The 17,601-nt window shown below is 72.0% G+C and carries 11 protein-coding genes and 1 pseudogene; 7 read left to right on the plus strand and 5 right to left on the minus strand.

Annotated features, from left to right (window positions below; genetic code table 11):
• Window positions 1-152: 152 nt before the first annotated feature.
• Window positions 153-302 (plus strand): annotated as a pseudogene (locus C4B68_RS22915) (SMI1/KNR4 family protein); the annotation flags it as partial.
• A gap of 39 nt (window positions 303-341) precedes the next feature.
• Here C4B68_RS22915 and C4B68_RS22920 read toward each other — a convergent pair.
• Window positions 342-1,856 carry a CehA/McbA family metallohydrolase gene (locus C4B68_RS22920; protein WP_180289326.1) on the minus strand — a complete coding sequence of 505 codons (1,515 nt, stop codon included), beginning with the start codon at window positions 1,854-1,856 and terminating at the stop codon, window positions 342-344.
• A 474-nt stretch (window positions 1,857-2,330) separates the two neighbouring features.
• Between C4B68_RS22920 and C4B68_RS22925 the strand changes: the two genes are divergently transcribed.
• The 4 genes from C4B68_RS22925 (at window position 2,331) to C4B68_RS22940 (ending at window position 9,916) form a co-directional block, all read left to right on the plus strand.
• Entirely contained in the window at window positions 2,331-4,916 is a 2,586-nt protein-coding gene (locus tag C4B68_RS22925; protein WP_099504173.1) for a bifunctional FO biosynthesis protein CofGH, read from the plus strand.
• A 117-nt stretch (window positions 4,917-5,033) separates the two neighbouring features.
• Window positions 5,034-5,231 carry a hypothetical protein gene (locus tag C4B68_RS22930; protein WP_099504235.1) on the plus strand — a complete coding sequence of 66 codons (198 nt, stop codon included), beginning with the start codon at window positions 5,034-5,036 and terminating at the stop codon, window positions 5,229-5,231.
• 120 nt (window positions 5,232-5,351) lie between these two features.
• Entirely contained in the window at window positions 5,352-8,636 is a 3,285-nt protein-coding gene (locus C4B68_RS22935) for an ATP-binding protein (RefSeq protein ID WP_099504237.1), read from the plus strand.
• A gap of 164 nt (window positions 8,637-8,800) precedes the next feature.
• Window positions 8,801-9,916: an ADP-ribosylglycohydrolase family protein gene (locus C4B68_RS22940; protein WP_099504175.1), complete on the plus strand. Its 1,116-nt coding sequence runs from the start codon at window positions 8,801-8,803 to the stop codon at window positions 9,914-9,916.
• Between the two features lie 57 nt (window positions 9,917-9,973).
• On the opposite strand, the gene C4B68_RS22945 is transcribed toward C4B68_RS22940, so the two are convergent.
• Complete coding sequence (locus C4B68_RS22945) at window positions 9,974-10,759, minus strand: SDR family oxidoreductase (RefSeq protein WP_099504177.1); 786 nt, start codon at window positions 10,757-10,759, stop codon at window positions 9,974-9,976.
• 93 nt (window positions 10,760-10,852) lie between these two features.
• Between C4B68_RS22945 and C4B68_RS22950 the strand changes: the two genes are divergently transcribed.
• The gene (locus tag C4B68_RS22950) at window positions 10,853-11,692 is read left to right on the plus strand and encodes a hypothetical protein (protein WP_099504179.1); all 840 of its coding nucleotides are present in this window, start codon (window positions 10,853-10,855) and stop codon (window positions 11,690-11,692) included.
• Between the two features lie 100 nt (window positions 11,693-11,792).
• On the opposite strand, the gene C4B68_RS22955 is transcribed toward C4B68_RS22950, so the two are convergent.
• From C4B68_RS22955 to C4B68_RS22965, 3 genes are all read right to left on the minus strand, one after another.
• Window positions 11,793-12,002: a DUF397 domain-containing protein gene (locus tag C4B68_RS22955; protein WP_099504181.1), complete on the minus strand. Its 210-nt coding sequence runs from the start codon at window positions 12,000-12,002 to the stop codon at window positions 11,793-11,795.
• Between the two features lie 239 nt (window positions 12,003-12,241).
• Window positions 12,242-13,108 carry a helix-turn-helix domain-containing protein gene (locus C4B68_RS22960; protein WP_099504183.1) on the minus strand — a complete coding sequence of 289 codons (867 nt, stop codon included), beginning with the start codon at window positions 13,106-13,108 and terminating at the stop codon, window positions 12,242-12,244.
• A gap of 408 nt (window positions 13,109-13,516) precedes the next feature.
• Window positions 13,517-14,272 (minus strand): GOLPH3/VPS74 family protein, encoded by a 756-nt coding sequence (locus C4B68_RS22965; protein WP_099504185.1) that lies wholly within the window; start codon window positions 14,270-14,272, stop codon window positions 13,517-13,519.
• 222 nt (window positions 14,273-14,494) lie between these two features.
• Here C4B68_RS22965 and C4B68_RS22970 point away from each other — a divergent pair, with 222 nt between their 5' ends.
• Entirely contained in the window at window positions 14,495-17,506 is a 3,012-nt protein-coding gene (locus C4B68_RS22970; RefSeq protein ID WP_099504187.1) for a D-alanyl-D-alanine carboxypeptidase, read from the plus strand.
• The last annotated feature ends 95 nt before the right edge of the window (window positions 17,507-17,601 follow it).

Genomic DNA, 17,601 nt, shown 5'->3' on the forward strand with positions numbered 1-17,601 from the left:
GGGCCTCATCGCCCTCGCACGGCACGCGGTGCCGCTCACCACCCTGGGGACGGCCGTGGGCATCTTCGTTCCCCGGGGCCGAGCCCGGCGGGGTCTGTGTGGCGGTGTGGGACTCGGACCCGAGCGTCCCACCAGAGTTCGCCAAGGAGCCCGGGCCGCACCGCGGGCACATCTGGAACATCTGCGGTGAGGGCGCGGTCCCCTTCGGCGCCGAGTTCGGCTTCACCACGGGGGAGCCCGGATTCGCCGGATGGGTCAGGCACTGGGCCGCCGACAGGCCCTGGTTCGACGCGGCGCAGTGAAACGCGCGGCGCCGTCACGTCCGCCGGCACCGCTCCTGATCAGTCCCCCAAGAAGACCGGATTCGTGAACGCCGCCAGCGCCCCCGGCAGCGGACCCACCGCCACCTCATGCCGCACTTCCGCCCGCACATACGACGCGTACGAAGCCGTCGTCCTCCACTCGACCGTCCCGGATCCGGACACCGGCAGCGGCGCGCTCGTGAACAGCACGCCCTGGTCGGTGACGAAGCGGACCGTGCACCGCGGGACGCCGGTGGCCTCCAGGCGGACCGTCACCGGGGTGTCGCGGTCCACGCGCAAGCGTTCGCCGATCCCCGCGTGTTCCCCCTTCGAGCCCGTCGCCGAGAACGCGAGCGACACCGTCTTCGACTCGGCCACGTACGACCGCCCCGCGCGGATGCCCTCCTGGATGGCCTCGCGGGTGAGGTCGTCGGCGAGGACGACCGTCTGGGGGGTGCCGACCGGGTCGGGGTCGCGGTGGGCGTCGCTGTTGCCCATCGCCGGGATCCAGTCGTGGCCCTGGCGTACGGACGAGACCAGCATGTTGTCCCAGTCCGCGAGGGCGACCTCGTCGTCGGGGGTGTACGTGCCGTTCCACACCTCGACGGCGTCCGCCTCCCCGAAGCCGAACTTCCAGTTGCAGCCGATGCAGGTGGCGTGCGGGTGAGCCGGGACGACCAGGCCCCCGGCGCGGCGGATCTGGCGCGCGAACCGGCCGAAGCGGTTGTCGCGGGCGCGGTAGCGCCAGTCGATGAACGTTCCGGGCTCGGTGCCGAGCGCCAGCACATGGCCGTTGCGCGTCGTCACCTCCTCGCCCACCATGATCAGCAGGTCGTCGCCGGCCTCCGCGGCCCAATGCGCGTGCGCCGAGTGCGTGTTGTGCTCGGAGGAGTTGATGAAGTCCAGGCCCGCGGCCCGGGCCAGCGCCGCGATCTCCGCGGGGGTGCGGCGGCCGTCCGAGTACCAGGAGTGCAGGTGGCAGTCGCCGCGGTACCAGTCCCGGCCGCGGCCCTTCGCCCGCGTGGGCGGGTACGTCGCCTTCGCCGCGTCGGCGGGCTCCCCGTACGTGAGCGTGATCGTGATCGCGTACGGCAGTCCCTGCGGCGCGACCGTGTACGGGCCGAGCGCGATGTGCCAGGTGCCCGGGCGGACCGGGCCGGGGAGGTAGCCGGGCGTCGCGTCGTCCGCCCGGATGAAGAACTCCGTGCGCGCCCCGCCCGACCAGCCGCGGAAACCCCGGCCGCCCAGTTCCGTGCCGCGCTCGTCGAAGATGCCGATGTCGAGGGCGTTGCCCGTGGTGCCGGCCGGGACGGGCGGCTTCTCGTAGGTGTAGGCGACCTTGATCTCCCGTACGCCGGACGGGACTTCGACGGGCAGGTACACGAAGTCCGGGGAACCGAGCGGCAGAGTGCCGCGCACCGTCCGGGTCTCGGTGTTGTGAAGGTCGTCGGCGCCTTGCGCGAAAGTCACGCTCCCCAACGTAAGCGCGGCAGCCGCTCCCGTCACGAACAGGGCACGTCTTCCCATTCCGTTTCCGTGGTCGTCGTCGCACATGCTGCTGCTCCCGGGGTTGTGTCGCGCTGGCAGTGACATGACATCGTGTGGCCCAAACGAGGCACCTACAAGCCTGGTATTCAGCCGTGAACGCCGATGCACGGGAAGGGAATCGGCAGCTTTCACAAAGGCCGACAGCGGGGACGAAGGCTGACCCGAGTCCCCGAGTCCCCGAGTCCCCGAGCTCCGAGCCCCCGAGCTCCGAGTCCCCGAGTCCCCGAGCTCCGAGTCCCCGAGCTCCGAACCGCCGAGCTCCGAACCGCCGAGCTCCGAACCGCCGAGCTCCGAGCCCTCGAGTCCCCGAGCTCCGAGCCCTCGAGCTCCGAACCGCCGAGCTCCGAGCCCCAAGGCACGCCCGGCGCTCCCTCCGCCGGCCCCGCCCCTCGACACCAGGAGCACGCCGTAACGACCCGCCGCGCCCGACGCATACGCTCGCGCCCCTGACGCCGATCACCGCGATCGTATGCTCGAAGGATGACGACTTCCGCGACCTCTGGAACCGGACCCACCGAGAACTCCCTGCGTCGCGCTCTCAAGCGCGCCCGCGACGGCGTCGCGCTCGACGTCGCCGAGGCGGCCGTGCTGCTGCAGGCCCGCGGCGCGGACCTCGACGACCTGGCCGCGTCCGCCGCGCGGGTGCGGGACGCGGGCCTGGAGGCGGCGGGCCGCCCCGGCGTCATCACGTACTCGAAGAGCGTGTTCGTCCCGCTGACCAAGCTGTGCCGGGACAAGTGCCACTACTGCACCTTCGTCACCGTCCCCGGCAAGCTGCGTCGCGCCGGGCACGGGATGTTCATGTCCCCGGACGAGGTCCTCGACATCGCCCGGCGCGGCGCCGAACTCGGCTGCAAGGAAGCCCTCATCACCCTCGGCGACAAGCCGGAGGACCGCTGGCCGGAGGCCCGGGAGTGGCTGGACGCGCACGGGTACGACGACACGATCGCGTACGTACGGGCCATTTCGATCCGCATCCTGGAGGAGACGGGCCTGCTCCCGCACCTCAACCCGGGAGTCATGTCCTGGACCGACTTCCAGCGGCTGAAGCCGGTGGCGCCGAGCATGGGCATGATGCTGGAGACGACGGCGACGCGCCTGTGGAGCGAGCCGGGCGGCCCGCACTACGGCTCCCCGGACAAGGAACCGGCCGTCCGCCTGCGCGTGTTGGAGGACGCGGGCCGCTCCTCCGTCCCCTTCACCAGCGGGATCCTCATCGGCATCGGGGAGACGTACGAGGAACGCGCCGAGTCTCTCTTCGCGCTGCGCCGCGTCTCCCGCGCGTACCACGGCGTCCAGGAGCTGATCATCCAGAACTTCCGCGCCAAGCCGGACACGGCGATGCGCGGGATGCCGGACGCGGAACTGGACGAACTGGTCGCCACGGTCGCGGTGGCGAGGCACATCATGGGCCCGGCGGCCTGCCTCCAGGCGCCGCCGAACCTGGTCGACAGCGAGTACGGGCGGCTCATCGGCGCGGGGATCGACGACTGGGGCGGGGTCTCGCCGCTCACCATCGACCACGTGAACCCGGAGCGTCCGTGGCCGCAGATCGAGGAGCTCGAGGCCAAGTCGGCCGCGGCCGGTTTCGCACTGCGGGAACGCCTCTGCGTCTACCCGGAGTTTGTGCGGCGCGGCGAGCCCTGGCTCGACCCGCGCCTGCTTCCGCACGTACGGGCGCTGGCGGACCCCGAGACGAGTCTTGCGCGCGAGGACGCGGTGGTCGAGGGTCACCCGTGGCAGGAGCCGGAGGAGGCCTTTACGTCCTCGGGCCGCACCGACCTGCACCACACGATCGACACCACGGGGCGTACGTCCGACCGCCGCGACGACTTCGACGCGGTGTACGGCGACTGGGAGGCGCTGCGCGAGGCGGCGGCGCCCGGCATGGCGCCGTCCCGCATCGACACGGACGTACGCGCGGCGCTCGCGACGGCCGCGGACGACCCGACCCGTCTGACGGACGACGAGGCACTGGCCCTGCTGCACGCGGACGGTCCGGCCCTGGACGCCCTGTGCCGGATCGCGGACGACGTCCGCAAGTCGGCGGTCGGCGACGAGGTGACGTACATCGTCACCCGGAACATCAACTTCACGAACGTCTGCTACACCGGCTGCCGCTTCTGCGCCTTCGCCCAGCGCCGCACGGACGCGGACGCGTACACGCTGTCGTTGGAGCAGGTCGCGGACCGGGCGCAGCAGGCGTGGGACGTCGGCGCGGTCGAGGTCTGCATGCAGGGCGGCATCCACCCGGACCTGCCGGGGACGGCGTACTTCGACATCGCGAAGGCGGTCAAGGAGCGGGTCCCGGGGATGCACGTCCACGCCTTCTCCCCGATGGAGGTGGTGAACGGCGCGACCCGCACCGGCCTGTCCGTCCGCGAGTGGCTGACGTCGGCGAAGGAGGCCGGTCTCGACTCCATCCCCGGCACCGCCGCCGAGATCCTCGACGACGAGGTCCGCTGGGTCCTGACGAAGGGCAAGCTGCCCACGGCGACCTGGATCGAGGTGGTCACGACGGCCCACGAACTGGGCATCCGCTCATCGTCCACGATGATGTACGGCCACGTGGACCAGCCCCGCCACTGGCTCGGCCACTTCCGCACCCTCGCGCGCATCCAGCAACAGACCGGCGGCTTCACGGAGTTCGTCACCCTCCCCTTCATCCACACCAACGCCCCGGTCTATCTCGCCGGCATCGCCCGCCCCGGCCCGACCACCCGCGACAACCGCGCCGTCGTCGCGATGGCCCGCCTCCTCCTCCACCCGCACATCCCCAACATCCAGACCAGCTGGGTCAAGCTGGGCACCGAGGGTGCGGCGGACATGCTCCGCTCCGGCGCCAACGACGTCGGCGGCACGCTGATGGAGGAGACCATCTCCCGCATGGCGGGCTCCTCCTACGGCTCGTACAAGTCGGTCAAGGACCTGATCGCGGTGGCGGAGGCGGCGGGACGTCCGGCGCGGCCGCGGACGACGCTGTACGGAGAGGTACCGGAGGAGCGGCAGCGCACGGCCGCGGCGTCCGACGGTCATCTGCCGGAGCTGCTGCCGGTGTTGGACTGAGCCCTGGGGCGACGCGCACGGGCTGGTGTGCCGGCCCGTCGCGCGGGCTGGTGTGCCGGCCCGTCGCGCGGGCTGGGAGGATGCCCCGACCGCAATCGAAGGCAGGGGGAAATGACCATGGCCGTGCTCGTCTTGTCCGCTGTGCTGGTGCTCGTCGTCGGAGGATGCGTCTGCGTCGTGTGGGCGGCGCGGGGCGGCCCGCGCTGGGTGCGCGTGGTGGCGGCCGCGACCCGGGCGGCGGGCGAGCTGCTGCATGTGTTGGCGCGTACGAGCGGGAGTTCGAGGCAGGGGCAGCGCGGCGGCTCGGACGACTAGGCAGGGATGGCAGGGATCCCGACGGGCTCCCAGCGCCCACTTGTTGAGCCAGAATGATGAAGCACGGGCTCTGAGGCGGGCGGACGAGGGGACGTACGGGTGGCGCAGGCACGGCCGTCGATGCAGCAGCTGATCCTGCAGCGCAGGCGGGCCGGATTCGTGGGGCGGGGTGCCGAACGGGCCGCGTTCCGCGAGAACTTCGACGTGCCGCCGGAGGACGAGCGGCATCGGTTCCTGTTCCATGTGCACGGCAACGCGGGCGTCGGAAAGACCTTCCTGGTAAGGGAGTTGGAGCAGCTCGCGCGGGAACGCGGGGCCGTGACCGCCTACCTCGACGAGGGCGTGGGCAGCGTGCCCGAGGCGATGGCGGCGATCAGTGCGCAATTCGCCCGGCAGGACCACCGGTTCAAGGAGCTGGACCGGCTGCTGGCCACCCATCGGGAGCGGCGCCACGAGGCGGAGTCGGCGGTCGTGGAGACGCTCGAACCGCAGCCGTCTCCGGCCAGTATGGCGGCCGCCCGGGCCAGTCTCGTCGGGCTGGGCCTGGTGCCGGTCGTCGGCTCGTTAGCGGGTGCCCTGGACGCGGCTCAACTCGCCCACGGTGCCGACCGGTTGCGCGCCGGGCTCAGCGCACGCTTCCGCAACCAGGACGACGTCCAGCTCGTCCTGTCGCCCGAGCGTGTCCTGACACCGGTGCTGCTCGGCGAGCTGGCCGAGGCCGCCGCCGGCGCCCGCTGGCTCGTCCTGTTCTTCGACACGTACGAGCGGACCGGCCCCTTCCTCGACGGCTGGCTGCACGAGGTGATGACGACCGACCGGCACGGGGCGCTTCCGGCGAATGTCGTCGTCGTGACCGCCGGGCAGCGGCCCTTCGACACCGCCCGCTGGGGCGGCTTCGCGGACTTCGTGACGGACGTACCGCTCGGGCCGTTCACCGAGGCCGAGGCGCGCGGGCTGCTCGCCGACAAGGGAGTGCTGGCGGAGCCGGTCGTCGAGGAGGTGCTGCGGCTCACCGGCGGGCTGCCCGTCCTCGTGTCGACGCTCGCCGAGTCCCGGCCCGGCGACCCCGACGACGTCGGCGATCCGAGCGCGACGGCCGTGGAGCGCTTCCTGAAGTGGGAGCAGGACCCGGTACGGCGGGCCGCCGCGCTGGCCTGCGCGCTGCCCCGGCGGCTGGACGCGGACGTCTTCCGGGCCGCCGTGGACTGCCCGGACGACGAGGTGGACGCGCTGTTCGGCTGGCTGCGCGGGCTGCCGTTCGTCAGCGACCGCGGGGACCGGATCCAGTACCACGACGTGGTCCGTTCCCCGATGCTGCGGCTGCAACGGCGGCGCTCCCCGCGCGGCTGGGCCGAACGGCACACCCGGCTCGCCGAGACCTTCGCCGGATGGCGGGCGGAGGCGGAAACCGGCCTGCCTGGCGACGAGGTGTGGGGCAGCGAGGAGTGGCGGGAGCTGCGGCTCGCCGAGTCGTATCACTTGCTGTGCGCGGGGGCGCGGACCGCGCTGCCCGTCGTGCTGCGCGATGTCGTCGACGCGTGTGGCGAGGGCGCGGTGGTGGCCCGGCGCTGGGCGCGGACGCTCGTCGAGGCGGGCGAGGACGCGGATGCGGAGAGCGTGGCGAAGTGGGGGCGCGACCTGCTGGAGGAGCTGGAGAACGGCACCCACGACACGCTGGGACTGCTGCTGAACCGGGGCGGGCTCGACGCGCGCGGCCAAGCCGTCGCCCGGATGCTGCGCGGCCTCGGCCACCGCGTGGACCGCGACTTCGCGCGGGCCCTCGTCGAGTACGAGGCGGCCCTCGCGCTCGATCCGGAGCTGGAGCGCGCCTACTACGGCCGTGGCGTCACCCGCGCCGAACAGGGCGACTACGAGGCCGCCGTCGCCGATCTGGACCGCGCCGACGCCCTGCGTCCCGGCAAGGCGCGGATCCTGTTCGTGCGCGGCGACTACCACCGGATCATGGGCGACTACGAGCAGGCCGTCGCCGACCTCGACCGTGCCATCGCGACCGACCCCGGACTCGCGGGCGCCTGGGCCTCCCGGGGCGTGACCCGGCACAGCAGGGGCGACACCGACGCCGCCCTCGCCGACCTCGACCGTGCCCTCGAGCTCGACCCGCGGCACGTCTGGGCGCTGGTGCGGCGCGCCCGCGTACGGCGCTCGCGCGGGGAGCACACCGAGCAACTCGCCGATCTCGACCGGGCGGTCGAGCTGGGGCCCGAGCTGGCCTGGGTGGCCTGCGAACGCGGCGACGCGCTGCGGGTCGCGGGCCGCAACGAGGACGCCCTCGCCGACTACGACCGGGCGATCGAGCTCAACGACACCTACGCGTCGGCGTACGCGAGTCGGGGCGTCTCCCGCACCCGGCTCGGCCGCCACGACGAGGCGCTCGCGGACCTGGACCGCGCCGTGGAGCTCTACCCGTCGTACGCCTGGGCGCTCGTCCAGCGCTCAGCGGTGCACCGCCGGCTCTCCTCCTACGAACCCTCGTACGCCGACGCCGAGCGGGCCGCGGAGCTGTGGCCCGACCAGGCGTGGGTGCTGTGGAACCGCGGTGAGGCGCTGCGCTGCCTCGGCCGCTTCGAGGAGGCCCGCACCGACCTGGACCGGGCGCTCGAACTCGACCCCGGCAACGCGTGGGCGATCGGCTGCCGGGGCGCCGTCCTGCACGAACTGCACCGGTTCCAGGAGGCGTTGGCCGACCTGGACCGGGCCGTCGGCCTCGATCCGGACGGCGGCTGGTACCGGATGCGGCGGATCATCACCCTGCTGGCCGTCGGCCGGCCCGAGGACGCCCTGGCCGGTCTGGAGCACTACCTCCGGGAGGGCGACGACCTGGCCTGGGCGCACCACACGCTCGCCCAGGTCCATCTGCTGTACGGCCGCACCGAGGCCGCCAAGGACGCGGTGGCCGCCGCCTTCGCGCACGGCCTCGAAGAACCCACCGGGCTCGAGGAGCTGGCGAGGGCGCAGCGCAGGTCCGGACAGTGGGCCGAGGCACGGCGCACGGCCGAGCGGATGCGGGGGCGCCACGAGGCGGGCGGCGCGTTCTGCCTCGCCATGACCGTCGGCGGCCACGACGGGGCGGACGCCGCCCGGCCGCTGTGGCGGGAGGCCGCCCGGCTGTCCTCCGGCTGGGAGCTGACGAGCGACGCCGCCGACTTCCTGCACGCCGTGATCGACGCGGGCCTGGAGGACTGGCCCGCCCTCGACGACCGGCTCACCCGGCTGCTCGCCGAGCCCCGCGAGTGGATCGACGTCGCCTGGCTGGCGGACCTGCTGAGCGAGGTCCGCGACAGCCCCGGCGCGGACCGGGCCCGCCTTGCGCCCCGCCTTGAGCGGGTGACGGGGGAGCGGGACGCGATCAGGGCGCGGTACGCCGGGACGGATGAGGCGCCGTAGCCGGCCAGGGTGACCGAAAGGGCCGGTCGAACAACGCTAAGAAGTGATCTGTTGCGATCTGGCCGGTCACATGGCGCATACCGTTCGGGGCCCACAGCCGACCGTTCCCGTTCGTTTACAGTGCTGAGCTGTCGGTCGTACGGACGGTGCCTAGGGAGGTCTCGGTGAGTGCGACAGCCGGTGCCGTCTGGGGCCGTGCCGAACAGCAGGACTTCCGCAGCCGGGTGCGCGGAACGCTGCTGGGCGTGGCCGTCGGCGACGCCCTCGGCGCGCCGCTCGACGGGCTCAGCCTGGAGGAGATCCGGGAGGCGCACGGCGCGGAGGGCCTCACCGACCCGGCCTTCGGGTACGGCCGACGCGGCGCCGTGACGCACCTCACTCAGCTCACCCTCTTCAGCGTCGACGGGCTGATACGCGCCCAGGTCCGCCGCGACACGGGCGCCTGGCATCCGCCGACCGACCTCCACCGGGCCTACCGCCGCTGGGCCGCCACCCAGAGCGACTGGGGGCCCGACGAACGCCGCAAGGACGACGGCTGGCTGGCCCGCGAGGAGTGGCTGTACGCCCGCCGCGACCCCGCCCGCTCCTGTCTGCTCGGCTTCGGCGACGAGACCATGGGCACGCTGGACGCGCCCAAGAACCCCGGCGAGCTCGGGCCCGAGGCCACCGCCCGCTCCGCGCCCTTCGGGCTGCTCGTCGGCTGGGAGCCGCAGCTCGTCATACAGCTGGCCGTCGAGTGCGCCGCGCAGACGCACGGCCACCCCACCGCCTACCTCTCGGCGGGCGCGTACGCCGTGATCGTGCACGCCCTGGCCCGCGGCGAGAGCCTCGACGCGGCCGTACAGCGGGCGCTCGCGATGCTGGCCCCGCGTCCGGGCCACCAGCCCGTCACCGAGGCGCTCCAGCACGCGCTGGGGGCCGTACGGCAGGGGATGCCCTCGCCGGGGCGGGTGGAGGAGCTCGCCGGGGCCGGTACGGCGGAGGGGGCGCTCGCGGTCGCCGTGTACTGCGCGCTGGTGGGGGAGGACGTGCGGCACGGGCTGTGTCTCGCGGTGAACCAGGGCGGGCCTTCGGGGGTGTCGGGGGCGCTCACCGGGGGGCTGCTGGGAGCCCTGCACGGCGAGACGGCCCTTCCGCCGGCCTGGCTGGCCGAGCTGGAGGGCCGTCCCACGGTGCTGGTCCTCGCGGACGACTTCGCGATGGAGATGACGCAGGGGCCGGCGCTGCATGGGCCGGGCAGGTCTACTCCCGGGTGGCTGGCCCGGTATCCGCGGGGGTGAGGAGTCCCGTACGGCCGGGATCGTGCGCCCGTACGCCTGCCAAGGGCGCGCTCGCCCTTACCGCATGAGTTCGCCCGCGTTCACGAGCAGCGACTGCCCCGTGATCGCGCGCGCCCGGTCGGACACCAGGAACACCGCGGTGTCCGCCACATCCCCGTCCGTGGCGAGTTCGGGCAGGGCCATCCGATCCGTGAGCCGCTTCAGCACGTCCGACTCCGGTACGCCCTCGGTATGGGCCGTGAAGCGCACATACGCCTCGACGGGCGGGCCCCACATCCACCCGGGCAGCACGGTGTTGACCCGTATCCGGTGCGGGCCGAGTTCCCGGGCGAGGGAGTACATGGCGCTGGTCAGGGCGCCTTTCGACGCCGCGTAGGCGGCCTGGCGCACCTGGCTCGGCGCGGCCACGGCCGACTGCGTCCCGATGATGACCACCGACCCGCCGCGCTCCTTCAGCGCCGGCAGACAGGCGCGCGTCATCCGCAGCGTCCCCAGCAGATTGACGTCGATGACCGACTGCCAGGTGGCGAAGTCGGCGTCCTCCAGTCCGCCGAAGTAGCTGTCCCAGGCGGCGACATGGACGACGGCGTCGATCCCCGCGAACCGTTCCGTCGCCAGCGCGGCCAGTGACCGGCACTGTCCCTCGTCCGTGATGTCCGTCGCCCGGTACGCCGTGTGCACGCCGTCCGGATCGAGTTCGGCCGCCGCCTTGGCGAGGTTCGCCTCCGTACGCGCCCCGAGCACCGCGTTCCCGCCGTCGCGCACTACGGCCGCCGCGACCTGATGCCCGAGACCGGCCCCGACCCCCGACACGACGACGGTCTTGCCCGAGAGCAGTGACATCGGAGGCCTCCCTGAGTCCGGTGCGGAGTCTGGCGCATTGCCTGACGGGGCGTCAGAGTATGGGCGTCGACCGGAGGAAGGAAGGGGAGCGACGTGAGTGAGGAGACCCGCAGCGAGGTGTACGCGGAGCTGGCCGCCCTCGGCCCGTACGGCGTCCACCCGGGCCACGCCCTGATCACCATGGTCGAACCGCACCCGGGCCACGAGTACGCGTACAACCGCTGGTACGAGGACGACCACTACTACGCCGGCGCGATGGCCATGCCCTGGATGTACGCAGGGCGCCGCTGGGTGGCGACCCGTGACCTCCAACTCCTGCGCTACCCGGAGAAGTCGGCGGTCGCCCAGCCGGTCACCACCGGCTGCTACCTCTCCACGTACTGGGTCACCGAAGGCCGTTACGACGACCACATGAAGTGGACCGTCGGCATCAACAAGCGGCTGAACCGCGACGGCCGCGTCTTTCAGGACCGTACACACGTCTTCACCGCGTTCCAGGACCACGAGGCGACGGTGTACCGCGACGGTGCCGCGGGACCCCGCGACTTCCACGCCCTCGACCACCCTTACGCGGGCCTGGTGTTGGAGGTCATCGACGCGGAATCCGCAGAGCAACGCGCCGAGTTGGTGGAGTGGCTGCGCTCCCGTCACCTCCCCAAGCGCCTCGCCGGCTCACCCGCCGCCCTCGTCACCCTCTTCCGGCCAACCCCGCTCCCCGGCGACCGCATGACGTACGTCAAGCAGGTCGAGGGCGTCGGCATCCGGCTGACCCTGCTGTGGTTCCTGGAGGCCGATCCACGGGAGTGCTGGGAGGAGTACTTCACGGGGCTGGACGCGGGGGTCGCCGCATCAGGACTGGGGAGGGTGGAGTTGGTGGCGCCGTTCATTCCCACGGTGCCGGGGACGGACACGTACGTGGACCGGCTGCGGTAGGGGGCAGGTGCCGGGCGGTAACGCCGAGCCCCCTCGGCCGGGACGGCGGGCCAGTCGAGAGGGCTCTTTCGGTGGTGCGTATGGAGTTGTCATCGATGCGTCAGCCGAGGTCGAACGCCCCCCGGCCGACCGATGTCACAAACGTGTTCCAGGAGACCGCGGGGAAGGCCAGCGTGGGGCCCTCCGGGACCTTGGAGTCCCGCACGGCCATCGCCGCCGGAACCGGGGACTTGACCTCGACACACGCGCCGTTTCCCGTGGAGTACGAGGACTTCGTCCAGGTGTCCGTGGCGCCTTGCTGAATTGCCATGTTTGCTCCGCTTGACCAGTGGTGAGTTGCTGTCGCCGCCCGTGTGGTTCACGCCGAACCCACGGCACGGTTTGCGCCAACGCTGTTACCCGATGGCGTGATCGACGCTACTCGCCAACATCGCTATGCGGAGCGACTATTCACTCGACTGGATGGCATATTCCAGTGAGGCCTTCCGTCCGGGCGAGGCGAAGGTGTACCGTACGGCCCTCGCCGCGCCGGGCGGGTTCTGCCGGCTCTCAGCGCCCGTACTCCGCGTACTCCTTGGCGATGCCCGCGATGAACTGGCGGGACTGATCCACATTCAGGGCCTGGGCCCGCAGATGCTCGTACATCACGCTGTACTTCTGCACGTCGGCGGCCTTTTCCAGATAGAGGTCGCTGGTGACACCCTCGATGTAGACGACGCTGGAATCCGCCGCGTCGGGGAACTCCAGGATCGCGTACTGGCCGTTGAGGCCCGGATGCGCGCCCATCTCGAACGGGATCACCTGCACGGTGACGTGCGGGAGCTGGGACTGCTCGACCAGATGCTCCAACTGCTCGCGCATCAGCGACCGGTTGCCGACAACCCGGCGCAGGGCCGCCTCGTCGAGCACGGTCCACAGGCGCAACGGGTTCTCCGGGGCGGAGATTCGTTCCTGCCTGCGCAGCCGTACCTGGACGCGCTTGTCGATGTCGCCGGTGGCGGTCTCCGGGAGCGCGCCCACGATGAGCGCCTCCGCGTACGGGCGGGTCTGGAGCAGTCCCGGGATGACCTGGGGGTCGTAGACGCGCAGTGACGCGGCGTCGGTCTCCAGGCCGATGTAGACGCTGTACGGGATGTCGCCGAAGGAGTGCCACCAGCCCTGCTGGCGGGAGTCCTTGGCCATCTGCATCAGCGACTCGACGATGCGCTGGTCCTCGACCTCGTACACCCCGCACAGATCGCGGACGTCGCGCTGGCTGATGCTGCGCCGTCCGTTCTCCAGCCGACTGATCTTCGACTGGGAGACGAGCAGCCGTTCGGCGACCTCTTCGGCCGTCATGCCCTTGAGCTCACGGAGCCGGCGCAGCTCCTGGCCCAGCCGGCGCCGCCGGACGGTGGGATTGACATTGGACGCCACGGGACGTGCACCTCCGGCTGCGGGCCTCTGGTTGCCACTATGCGTATCTGCTGCTGAGCAGACTGCCACCAAGGTGTTTTCTACCGCTGGGAAACAGCGGATATGCGCTGCGCACACGCCGGTTCGGGGAGCCGGCGCGTATCGGCGGCGCGTATCGGCGTGTGCGAGTGTCGCTTGTCGCCGTGTTGCGAGCGTCGCTCATCGCCGTGTGCTGGCGTACCAATGCGGCCGCGCGGGGCGGTGGGGCCGTGTCGTCGTCCGGACGTACGGCCTTGTCGCCCCGCGCGAGCCGACGGCTCCCGAACCGGGTCATAGGGGACTGCGGTGCGGCGCTGAGGTACTGACGGTGCTGCTTGGTACTGGCGGTGCTGGTCCTGCGTGTGGTGCCGGGTGCCGTGGGACTGCGGCTCAGTGGGCCACGACGCGCGCCATGGAACCGCGGCGCGGTTGCATCGGAACACCGCGGGCGGGTTCCGGCGCGGACCTGACACCGGTGGTGGCCGTACGGCCTGCCGATGCCGGGCTGCGGCGCGGCTGTGCGGCCACACCGTTCTGAACGTCCATGACGGCGTGCGCCACGAGGCCGCCCATGGGGTCGTGCCTGATCAGGTCCCGCAGCCGGGAGCGGGACGAGCGTCCCTCGTTCCCCGGATACAGGTGCTTGCCGAGACCGACCGCATGGGCCAGCGCGGCGAGCGCCGCGGTCCGCGGGTCCGGCGGAACGCCGGTGCGGATCGCGTTGTCCAGCCGGGACCTGATCTCCCGGCTGATCGCCGTGTCCGTCGCCTGATAGCGAGTCGTCGGCAGCACCCCGCACATCTGGCCGGCCACGGCATGCACCATGCCGCACCTCTCCAGATGCGAGAGGTAGGTCTGACGGAGCCCCAGCCGGGGTCCGCCAATCCAGTTGACCGCGCGTACGGGTGCTCCGCGTCGGCGAAGCAGCTCCAACGCACTGTCCAATGTCGGATCTCCAGTCGGCCGTGGGGCCACCACGGCGATACGATCCCCGTCTGGGGCTATCCGTCCGGCCAGCGCCAGCTCCACTAGCTGTGCTCCGGCCAGACCTAGGTCGAGCGACTGCGGCTGCGCGGTGGTACCCGTGGTCGGGTCCAACGCCAGCAGCAGAAGCTCCTCCGGAAGTGTTCTGCGGCTCCTGCCCATCCATGCCTCCCCGCGTGGATGAATGACAGGGTGACCCCTCTCACATTGGTCTGTCGAGAGTGCCTGACCGGAATGTAGTGGAACCAGTAGGTATGTCGTTCTCGTCTAGCGCGGGGGGTAAGCCCTCACACAGGACACTGGTACATGGTTCGGACAGCGGTGTCCGGGCGGCGGTTGAAGAGTTTTGCCGGTTCGGTTGGGCGCGCGGAGGGCGTGCGCCGCATGGAGGAGGCATCGGTGGCGGGCGAGTCCCCCGACAGGTCGAAGCAGCACGAGTCGTCGGCATCGGCGTCGTCGGCAGAACCGACGCCGGGGGCCCCGGCGTCGGTTCCGGGTCCGGCGCGCGGAGTCGCGTCGGCGTCGGTGTCGGCTTCGGCGTCCGCGTCGACCCCGGCTTCGGCTTCGGCCTCTGCTTCGGCCGACCCCCGTCTGGCGGTGGCCCGTGAGCGGGCGGCCGCGGTACGGGGGGATCAGGCCACGGCCGTGTTCTCCACGAAGGCCTTGACGGAGCCGGAGGCCGACGGGGCCTCGGACGCCGAAGAGAAGGGCACCGAGGGCGACTCCCGGCTGCGTGCGGCCGTGGCCGCGTGGGTGGCGGGGTCGGGTGACGCCGCGGCGGCTGAAGGCGACGGCGGTTCCGGGGGCGGCTCGGGGGCTGCGGAGCGCGGCGCCGGGGCGGAGCCCGCGGACGCGGACGCGGACGCGGACGCCAACGCCAACGCCAACGCCAACGCCGACGCGGACGCCGACGACACCGGCGCGGACGCCGATGGTGGCGCGGACGGTGCTGCATCCGAGGCCGAGGAAGCCTCTGGCGAGGCGTCAGTTCGGGATGCGACGGCCGACGCGGACGCCGACGACGCGCAGGACACCTCCGGTGAGGCTTCCGTCACCGATGAGCCCGGGGACGAGCCCGACGCCGAGAGCGCCTCCGGAGCCGACCCCAAGACGGAGGCGGAGACCGGGACTGAGCCCGCGTCGGAGGACGGGCCCAAGTCCGGGGGCGGGAGCGCGTCCGTCGGCGCCGTCAGGGCCGGGGACGACAACACCGAGGCGGAGTCCGGGACGGAGTCCGGGACCGAGTCCGCGCCCGCACCCGCGTCGGAGGACGGGCCCAAGTCCGGGGGCGGGAGCGCGTCCGTCGGCGCCGTCAGGACCGGGGATGACAACACCGAGGCGGAGTCCGGGACCGAGTCCGGGACCGAGTCCGCACCCGCGTCGGAGAACGAGCCCAAGGCGGAGGCCGGGACCGAGGCCGGGACCGAGTCCGCGCCCGTATCCGCCTCCGCCTCCGAGGACGCCCCCAAGCCCAAGCCGCGCGGCGCCACTTCGGACAACGACGCGGCCCCCAGCCCGAACGCCTCGGCGAAGAGCGCCCCGGAGGACTCCCCGAAGAGCCCCTCGGGCGGCTCCCCGAAGGCCACCTCCGCGGACTCCGAGCCCGTCGCCGCCGAACCCCAGGTCGACCAGCCCACCGCCGTCTTCAAGGCCGTACGCCCGCCCGCGGTGGACCAGCCCACCACCATGCTCAAGTTGGGCTCTGCCAAGCCGGGCGACAGGCAGGAGTCCAAGCGGGACGCGAAGCCGGAGTCCAAGGTGGACCAGCCCACCACCATGCTCAAGTTGGGCGCTGCCAAGCCCGGCGACAGGCAGGAGTCCAAGCGGGACGCGAAGCCGGAGTCCAAGCCGGACACCGATCCCGCCGCCGAGGGCACGAAGTCGAAGCCCGCCGGTGAAAGCGACTCCGAGCGCACCAGCAAATTCGTGGCCCTCAAGCCGCTCGACGAGCCCAGGCGCCCGGCGGCAGGCCCGGCGTCCCAGGCGGGCGTGACGGGCCCGGCGTCCCCGGCGCTCACGCCCCCGGAGGCCGGCCGCGTCAGCCCCGCCGAGGCCACCACGGCCCTCCCGCAGATCGGTCCCGAGCGCACCACCCAGCAGCCGCTGCCGCCCAGGCCGCCGCTGGACCTCCTGGCCGAGCTGACGAACACGCCGCCGCCCCCGGAGACCCCGGTCCGCACGATCGTGCGGCGCGTCAAGATCTGGACCCCGCTGGTCGTCCTGCTGTTGATCATCGGTGCGATCGTGCAGGCTGTACGCCCGCTGCCGACCCCCACCCTCACGCTGACCGCCGAGGAGACGCACGCCTTCGAAGGCGACAAGGTCTCCCTGCCGTGGCCCGGCGAGGGCCAGGGCTGGATGGACGTGAACGGCATCGGCACGATGGACAGCTTCGGTGAGCAGGAGGCCGTGCCGATCGGCTCGGTCGCCAAGGCGATGACCGCGTACGTCGTCCTCAAGGACAAGCCCCTGAAGGCGGGCGAGGACGGCCCGTCGATCACCGTCGACGCCACCGCCGAGAAGGAGGGCGGCTACGACGCGGACGGCGAGTCCACGCTCAACACCGTCAAGGCGGGCTCCCAGATCTCGCAGCGGGACGCGCTCTCGGCCATCATGATCCCGTCCGCGAACAACATCGCGCGGCTGCTGGCCCGTTGGGACGCGAACGGGTCCGAGCAGGCCTTCGTCGACAAGATGAACGCCGCCGCGAAGGACCTCGGGATGAAGAACACCACGTACACGGACCCGTCCGGTCTGAAGGAGACGACCGTCTCCACCGCCGAGGACCAGGTCAAACTGGGCAACGAACTGGTGAAGATGCAGGCCCTGATGGACATCACCAAGCTCCCGGAGTGGACCGACCCCTCCGGCAAGAAGTGGCGCAATTACAACACGCTCGTCCCGTTCGACAACGCGATCGGCATCAAGACCGGCTCCACCACCAAGGCCGGCGGCAACCTGCTCTTCGCCGCCACCAAGGAGGTCGGCGGCGAGACCGTCACCGTCGTCGGCGCGGTCCTCGGCCAGCACACGGCGCCGATCATCGACACCGTCAACGCTGTCAGCAAGGAGGCGATGCTCGCCGCCCAGGACGCGCTGACCGCCGACACGATCCTGAAGAAGGGCGACGTCGTCGGCTACGTCGACGACGGCCTCGGCGGCCGTACTCCGGTCGTCGCCACCAAGGACGTCTCCGCGGTGGGCTGGGCCGGGCAGACGGTCAAGCTGCAGCTGGCGGACGGGGGTACGACCCTCCCGCATGAGGCGAAGGCCGGAACCGAGGTGGGCGTCCTCACGGTCGGAGACGGTACGGGCGACGCCGTCGAGGTCCCCGTCGCGCTCCAGTCGGACCTCATGGAACCGGGCTTCGGCAAGAAGCTGACGCGGCTGGGCTGACGGCGCACCAGAACCGCCCAGCGCCCCTTCCGGTCCGACAGAACCGGGAGGGGCGTTCCCGTATGCGCGGGTCGTCCGTAAGCCGGTCATTGTGC

Source organism: Streptomyces dengpaensis, assembly GCF_002946835.1.
In the GTDB taxonomy this organism is placed as follows: Bacteria; Actinomycetota; Actinomycetes; order Streptomycetales; family Streptomycetaceae; genus Streptomyces; species Streptomyces dengpaensis.

Coding starts and splice junctions, on each gene's coding strand:
- C4B68_RS22920 (WP_180289326.1), bottom strand. CDS start 1,856: ATGTGCGACGACGACCACGGAAACGGAATGGGAAGACGTGCCCTGTTC.
- C4B68_RS22970 (WP_099504187.1), top strand. CDS start 14,495: ATGGAGGAGGCATCGGTGGCGGGCGAGTCCCCCGACAGGTCGAAGCAG.
- C4B68_RS22945 (WP_099504177.1), bottom strand. CDS start 10,759: ATGTCACTGCTCTCGGGCAAGACCGTCGTCGTGTCGGGGGTCGGGGCC.
- C4B68_RS22965 (WP_099504185.1), bottom strand. CDS start 14,272: ATGGGCAGGAGCCGCAGAACACTTCCGGAGGAGCTTCTGCTGCTGGCG.
- C4B68_RS22935 (WP_099504237.1), top strand. CDS start 5,352: ATGCAGCAGCTGATCCTGCAGCGCAGGCGGGCCGGATTCGTGGGGCGG.
- C4B68_RS22955 (WP_099504181.1), bottom strand. CDS start 12,002: ATGGCAATTCAGCAAGGCGCCACGGACACCTGGACGAAGTCCTCGTAC.
- C4B68_RS22930 (WP_099504235.1), top strand. CDS start 5,034: ATGGCCGTGCTCGTCTTGTCCGCTGTGCTGGTGCTCGTCGTCGGAGGA.
- C4B68_RS22925 (WP_099504173.1), top strand. CDS start 2,331: ATGACGACTTCCGCGACCTCTGGAACCGGACCCACCGAGAACTCCCTG.